Annotated in this window: 8 protein-coding genes; 7 read left to right on the top strand and 1 reads right to left on the bottom strand. The window is 46.1% G+C overall.

The genetic code is table 11. The annotated features are described in order from the left end of the window. Positions 1-221: 221 nt before the first annotated feature. The 4 genes from KO518_RS19755 (at position 222) to ilvN (ending at position 3,747) form a co-directional block, all read left to right on the top strand. On the top strand, positions 222-701 hold the full coding sequence (locus KO518_RS19755) for a hotdog fold domain-containing protein (RefSeq protein WP_216027580.1): 480 nt from the start codon (positions 222-224) through the stop codon (positions 699-701). Between the two features lie 235 nt (positions 702-936). Then, positions 937-1,308, top strand: a complete 372-nt coding sequence (maoP, locus tag KO518_RS19750) for a DUF413 domain-containing protein (RefSeq protein ID WP_216027579.1) — start codon at positions 937-939, stop codon at positions 1,306-1,308. Between the two features lie 222 nt (positions 1,309-1,530). Next, positions 1,531-3,249 (top strand): acetolactate synthase 3 large subunit, encoded by a 1,719-nt coding sequence (locus KO518_RS19745; RefSeq protein WP_216027578.1) that lies wholly within the window; start codon positions 1,531-1,533, stop codon positions 3,247-3,249. Beyond that, positions 3,250-3,747: an acetolactate synthase small subunit gene (gene ilvN, locus KO518_RS19740; RefSeq protein WP_216027577.1), complete on the top strand. Its 498-nt coding sequence runs from the start codon at positions 3,250-3,252 to the stop codon at positions 3,745-3,747. Positions 3,748-3,827: 80 nt separating this feature from the next. Here ilvN and KO518_RS19735 read toward each other — a convergent pair whose 3' ends face one another. After that, the gene (locus KO518_RS19735; RefSeq protein ID WP_216027576.1) at positions 3,828-4,766 is read right to left on the bottom strand and encodes a hypothetical protein; all 939 of its coding nucleotides are present in this window, start codon (positions 4,764-4,766) and stop codon (positions 3,828-3,830) included. A gap of 184 nt (positions 4,767-4,950) precedes the next feature. Between KO518_RS19735 and tatA the strand changes: the two genes are divergently transcribed. The 3 genes from tatA to tatC are packed head-to-tail and all read left to right on the top strand — an operon-like array spanning position 4,951 to position 6,275. Beyond that, positions 4,951-5,190: a Sec-independent protein translocase subunit TatA gene (gene tatA / locus KO518_RS19730; protein WP_216027575.1), complete on the top strand. Its 240-nt coding sequence runs from the start codon at positions 4,951-4,953 to the stop codon at positions 5,188-5,190. Continuing rightward, positions 5,190-5,489, top strand: coding sequence for a Sec-independent protein translocase protein TatB (gene tatB, locus KO518_RS19725; RefSeq protein WP_216027574.1), 300 nt, complete (start codon positions 5,190-5,192; stop codon positions 5,487-5,489). Before tatA ends, tatB begins: the two co-directional genes overlap by 1 nt. Further along, a complete protein-coding gene (gene tatC / locus KO518_RS19720) occupies positions 5,490-6,275 on the top strand; it encodes a twin-arginine translocase subunit TatC (protein WP_216027573.1) in 786 nt (261 codons plus the stop codon). Positions 6,276-6,277: the final 2 nt, after the last annotated feature.

Here is a 6,277-nt window from a genome sequence, read left to right as displayed (position 1 = left end):
TACCTCGTCACGAAGTGATTCCAAGGTCTGGACGTTGTTTTTACTGCGTTGCCTGACATCCTCTATACATTGCTTTTGCATTTGCTTCGAGTTACCCTTTCTGGTCTAACCAGTTGAGGCGAGTTTAAAAGGTCAATTCGACACCGCGTAATGCGTGTGTAGTCGACGCAAAAAATCGCCATTGCTTAACGTAGTCTTTTAGTAAAACGCAGAGACCAAAAATGGCCGATAATTATTTACTCAAAATATATAGTAGGTTTTTAAAACTTCCTTGTGGAAGAAAGCTATTTAGCTGGTATTCAGCTCGAAGAGCGCCGTATTTCTCAACAGTCTCTCCGCTAATCACAGAACTCAAACCTAACCGTTGTGAAGTGTTGATCAAGAAGCGAAAGGGATTACAAAATCACATTGGTACAGTGCACGTTATAGCTATTTGTAATGGGCTGGAAATGGCGATGGGGTTCATGAGCGAGGCATCGATCCCCAAAAACTTGCGCTGGATACCAAAGGGGATGGAAGTGAAGTATCCCGCTAAAGCTGATACAAACATAAGGTGTGTTGCAGAGGTCTCAAGTGATGACTGGAAGCCAGGAAATTTACCAGTAGTTATAAAGGCTTATGACGAACAAGGAACCGTTGTTGTTGAGGGAACGATTACAATATGGGTCAGTGAAAAAAAAGGTAATTCTTCAAGCCAATAATCGCCAAGTTCAGTGTACACATGACAGATTTATTAATATATCGATAAAAGCGGCGATTGCCGCTTTTTTTGTTTGACAATTTGTCGCTAAATCACTATTACGTGAAGGGTTGATGTGTCTTCGTATAGCTAGGGCTATACGACGTTCATTCGCGGGAATCAAAACGATGATTTTGATAACCACTTAGCTAAGAAACCAGTTCCAGTTTTAGGTAATTCATAAACAGGGTTTGACTATGACAGAGCTAAAGCGTGAAGCATTGCTAAAGCGTCCTTTTAACGACCGAAAAAATTATCCCTACGGTTTTGCGCGATCCGGGGACTTTTCGATAAAAGAAGCGAAAATTTTGACAGAAAGTGGTAGTGTTATCGCCGCGTTAGTCGACGGCATACTAGCACCGGAGTCAGAACAGGATATGCGTTATATTAAGGTCGCTCACGGTCAGCTAGAAGCAACGACGCCTGAGGAAAAAGTGTGGTTGAAATACCAAAAGCGCATTAACCGCCCCAAAGCCGCATCTATTTACGGCTCTAAAAAAGTGGCGGTGATCGAGAGCGATGATGACATAACTTCAGACGATACTGACTTGGTTCTTACCGACGATTAGTTTGTAAAGAACATGTAAATGGTTATCCTAAGGTAGCAGGAAAAGCTTGGTTTTGTGAGATATTCATCCTAATTATTCCGTATATTGGGATATATATCTCACTTTTGCCTTGTTTGTTGTTTTATCTTTCTAATTCCTTCGATATAGTCCGCGCTACGGTATATTCCGCAAATACGTTAAGTAAGGTTACGAGAAACAAATCCAAAAACAGGAGATCTGACTGTGAAAATGATGTCAGGCGCGGCCATGGTGGTTGAAGCGCTAAAAGATGTAGGAGTCACACATGTGTTCGGCTACCCAGGTGGTGCCGTTCTAGACATTTATGATGCGCTGTTTGCGCAGGAAGATGTCAAACACGTGCTCGTACGTCACGAACAGGCTGCCGCCCACATGGCGGATGGGTATGCGCGTTCAACTGGCAAAACTGGTACAGTCCTCGTCACCTCGGGCCCAGGTGCAACTAACACCATCACGGGTATTGCCACAGCTTACATGGATTCCATTCCCATGGTGGTGCTGTCAGGCCAGGTCGCCTCTTCACTGATTGGCGAAGATGCATTTCAGGAAACCGATATGGTGGGCTGTTCACGGCCTATTGTAAAACACAGTTTTCTGGTAAAGCGCGCGGTAGACATTCCTGAAGCGATTGCCAAAGCGTATTACATTGCCAACACTGGGCGTCCTGGTCCCGTTGTGGTGGATTTGCCAAAGGATATTGTGAATGTACAGGAAGCTCATCCTTACGTATTCCCGAAGTCTGTATCAATGCGCTCGTACAACCCCACTGAAAAGGGGCATATGAAGCAAATTAAAAAGGCTATTGCTTCAATGATGAAAGCAGAGCGGCCAGTGATGTATGTGGGGGGCGGTGCGGTTGCATGTAATGCGTCTGAAAAGGTCATTGCCCTGGCAGAACAATTGCAGGTGCCGGTAACCTGCACACTTATGGGCCTTGGTGCCTTTCCAGGTACTCACGAACAGTTTGTTGGCATGCTGGGTATGCACGGCACACTGGAAGCCAATAAAACTATGCACAATTCTGATTGTATTATTGCACTGGGCGCACGGTTCGACGATCGGGTTACGAACAATGTGGCTAAGTTCTGCCCCCATGCAGAAATTATCCATGTTGACATTGATCCGGCGTCAATCTCCAAAACAGTGAATGCTCACATTCCTGTCGTGGGGAGTATCGATAAAGTGCTGGACCAGATTTTTGAGCAGTTGGAAAAGCAGGATTTATCAGGTCAGCAGGAAAAGTTAACGGACTGGTGGCAGCAAATTACTCAATGGCGTAAGCGCGAATGTCTCAAATTTGAGCAGGGCGATACGGTAATCAAGCCGCAAACAGTTATTGAGTCTTTGTACAAGCACACAAACGGTGAAGCGTATGTCAGCTCTGACGTGGGTCAACACCAAATGTTCGCAGCATTGTACTACCCCTATAAAAAGCCTCGCCAGTGGATAAATTCTGGTGGTCTGGGCACCATGGGTTTCGGGTTACCTGCAGCCATGGGCGTGCAGTTTGCTCACCCGGAAGCCACCTCTGTTGTGGTAACAGGTGATGGCAGTATTCAAATGAATATTCAGGAGCTGTCTACCTGTTTACAGTATAACTTGCCGGTTAAAATTATTTCGCTGAACAACCGTGCACTTGGCATGGTTCGACAGTGGCAGGACATGATTTACAAAGGCCGTCATTCTCATTCCTACATGGATTCTATGCCGGACTTTGTCAAGTTAGCTGAAGCCTATGGCCACGTGGGTATTAAAGTTGATCGTTTGGAAGATCTGGATGCCGCTATGGAGAAGTGCTTTAGCTATACCGACAAGTTGGTATTTATGGATATCGCGGTAGATCAAAACGAACACGTTTATCCCATGCAAGTGAAATTTGGCGCAATGGACGACATGCGTTTGAGCAAGACGGAGCGAACTTAAATGAGAAGAATTATTTCAGTACTTATGGAAAACGCGCCGGGTGCACTGTCACGTATTGTGGGTGTTTTTTCTCAACGCGGTTATAACGTAGATTCTTTGTGCGTGGCGCCAACGGATGACCCTAGCCTCTCTAGGTTGACCATTACGACCCATGGTGACGATAAAGTCATTGAGCAAATTACCAAACAGGTAAATAAACTCATCGACGTGTTGAAGGTAGTGGATCTCACTGATGGTACTCATGTTGAACGCGAGTTGATGTTGATTAAAGTCGCTACGCGTACCGATGACATTCGCGCAGAAGTCAAACGCAATAGTGACATATTCCGCGGACGAATTGTGGATGTAAACGGTAGTAACTACACCATAGAAATTACCGGTACCACTGATAAACTCGATGCGTTTGCGGCGGTCATGGCCGATTGCGCCGAGATTATTGAATCTTCTCGCACAGGGGTGTGTGGCTTAGCCCGCGGTGAGCGATCTCTGCGTCCGTAAATTAAAACCTATTGGTCGCGTTAAAAGCCGGCTATGTATGTCGGCTTTTTTGATCTTCTACTCATTCTCTGTACTGCGGATCAGGTACCTTTGCCGTAATAAACCTCGACGCGCAGCGCAAGGCCGTACGAAGGTTTGAAGTCTTCGTCTCTCAGCCATAACACGAAGGGTTCAATCTCATAGAACAACCAATCTCTGGTTGGGTTTGTGCGGTACCTGACGCTGGTATAAACCTCTGTCAACGCTCGATGAGGCTTTTGCGTACCCTCCGTGTACAAGGTATAAATCATGGCCGAATGGGTTGAAAGGGGTTGAAGATACTGCACGTCGTGCCGCCAAAACCAGGATTCACTGTCATCGCGGTAATAATAGCGGTTGTTAAACCTGAAAACGTGATCCCGGGTACTCAGATACTGCAAGGTCGCCCCTGCTTCTGCACCTAAGCCGTCACGGTTGTAATAATACAACTCAGTGTCGTAGAACAGGGCCAATTGTTCGTTGAAGGGCAATATATCCTGGAATCGGGACTTTCCATAAATCTGTCCCCGACGACCCGTGCCTAAGCGATGGGACAATCGGGCATTGTCGCTGGCTTTATAACGCAGTGCGATAGTTGTGTTGTCCTGACCTCGGGCTTGCTGAATCCGCGCTGCTTTAATGGCGTTGCGACTGTCGCTTTCTTCCGTATCACTGAGAACTAAATCGACTCTGTTTTCCAGTGCTGGCAATTTTACGCGAACGCGAAAGCGAAGGTCGAACTCGTTGAGTTCCCGGCTTCTTGGTTCCCAGCCCAGACTGACCCTACCTTCAGCTGTAGCATCCCGATAGGCGTCGCTGCCGGCGACAGCAAAAAAACTGTCTAACTGGCGGGCGGTGTAATCCATTGACTGGGTTAGTTCTTGTTGCCAGGCATCGAACCAAAGCTTGTTAGTTTTGTCAGAAACGACATTGACAGGCTGTATGCCATCAGGTGCAATCGCTGGTACTGACAGACATATCAACAGTAAAATACATGACATGAATGATCGTTAACATTTCCGTGTAGTAAGTCGTAGCATGCAGGGTTATGGAGAATAGGTCAAAGTGATTTCTATACCACAGACGATTAATTGCCTGAATCCTGCGACGCACCCTAAATAATGTCGTGAAAGCTGTCACTGGGGGTGGCATACTGTACACCATAGTTGTAGTTGGAGAATTTCAATGGGCGGAATTAGTATTTGGCAATTACTTATTGTGTTAGTAATTGTAGTTTTATTATTTGGAACCAAGCGGTTAAAAAGTATTGGTTCAGATTTAGGCGGTGCGATAAAGGGGTTTAAAAAAGCCGTAACCGACGAAGAGGCTGATGCCGACTTCAAAGAAGAAAAACAAGTGGCGCGCAAAGAGACTGCTGAAGAGGTAAAAGCGGGCACAAAGGCAGACGTTAAAGAAAAATCCTGATGTTTGATATTGGTTTTTGGGAAATTCTGGTTATTGGCGTTCTTGCTTTGCTCATTCTTGGGCCGGAGCGATTGCCTGGAGCATTGCGGTCGACTATTAATACCGTTCGCAGTATTCGAAACACGGCTACGGGCTTTAAGCAGGAAATGGAACATCAGTTGCGCGTGCATGAGTTGCATGAAAATCTGAAGAAAGCCGAACAACAGGGCCTTAAGAATATGTCGCCAGAGTTGCAGCAAAGCGTCGAAGAACTGAAAGGCGCGGCTGAGTCTGTGCAAGAACCATATAAAAAGAAATAGATGTCTGACGCAAATTCACTTATATCTCACCTTATCGAGTTGCGCAGCAGGGTGTTAAAAGCACTGGCCAGTGTACTGATCGTGTTTCTCTGTCTAGCGTATTTCGCTCAGGATTTATACCGCCTGTTGGCCGATCCTTTGCTGCAATCAATGCCGGAAAATTCGTCGATGATTGCCACTGACGTGGCGTCGCCTTTTTTCGCACCGTTTAAGCTAACACTGGTGTTGTCGTTTTTTATCGCTATACCGTATGTGTTGTATCAGGTATGGGCGTTTGTTGCGCCCGGCTTGTACAAAAACGAGAAAAAGCTCGTCGCACCACTGCTATTTTCCAGTACGTTGCTATTCTACGCAGGTATGGCGTTCGCCTATTTTGTAGTATTTCCTATTGCGTTCGCTTTTTTCAACAGTGTAGCGCCGGAAGGTGTGACTGTAAGTACGGATATATCCAGTTACCTCAACTTTGTTTTAAAACTCTTTTTTGCGTTTGGCGTCTCATTCGAAATTCCCATAGCGATCATCTTGCTGTGCTGGACCGGTGTAACCGATGCCAAAACTCTCCGTGCCAAACGACCTTATGTAGTCGTTGGAGCATTTGTTGTGGGTATGTTACTCACGCCACCCGATGTCATATCACAAACTTTACTGGCTGTGCCTATGTGGTTTCTGTTTGAGGTTGGCGTCATCGTGGGGGGCTTTTACGCGGGAAACAAAACCGATGATGGCGAGGGCGAGGATGACAGTGCATCAGATTCAGTCGCTGAAGAAAACCGTATAGAAGAATAATG

This window comes from Aestuariibacter sp. A3R04, from assembly GCF_018860805.1.
GTDB lineage: Bacteria > Pseudomonadota > Gammaproteobacteria > Enterobacterales > Alteromonadaceae > Alteromonas.
This window is presented reverse-complemented; position numbering and strand designations above follow the sequence as displayed.

Coding starts and splice junctions, on each gene's coding strand:
- tatB (WP_216027574.1), top strand. CDS start 5,190: ATGTTTGATATTGGTTTTTGGGAAATTCTGGTTATTGGCGTTCTTGCT.
- ilvN (WP_216027577.1), top strand. CDS start 3,250: ATGAGAAGAATTATTTCAGTACTTATGGAAAACGCGCCGGGTGCACTG.
- tatA (WP_216027575.1), top strand. CDS start 4,951: ATGGGCGGAATTAGTATTTGGCAATTACTTATTGTGTTAGTAATTGTA.
- KO518_RS19735 (WP_216027576.1), bottom strand. CDS start 4,766: ATGTCATGTATTTTACTGTTGATATGTCTGTCAGTACCAGCGATTGCA.
- tatC (WP_216027573.1), top strand. CDS start 5,490: ATGTCTGACGCAAATTCACTTATATCTCACCTTATCGAGTTGCGCAGC.
- KO518_RS19755 (WP_216027580.1), top strand. CDS start 222: ATGGCCGATAATTATTTACTCAAAATATATAGTAGGTTTTTAAAACTT.
- maoP (WP_216027579.1), top strand. CDS start 937: ATGACAGAGCTAAAGCGTGAAGCATTGCTAAAGCGTCCTTTTAACGAC.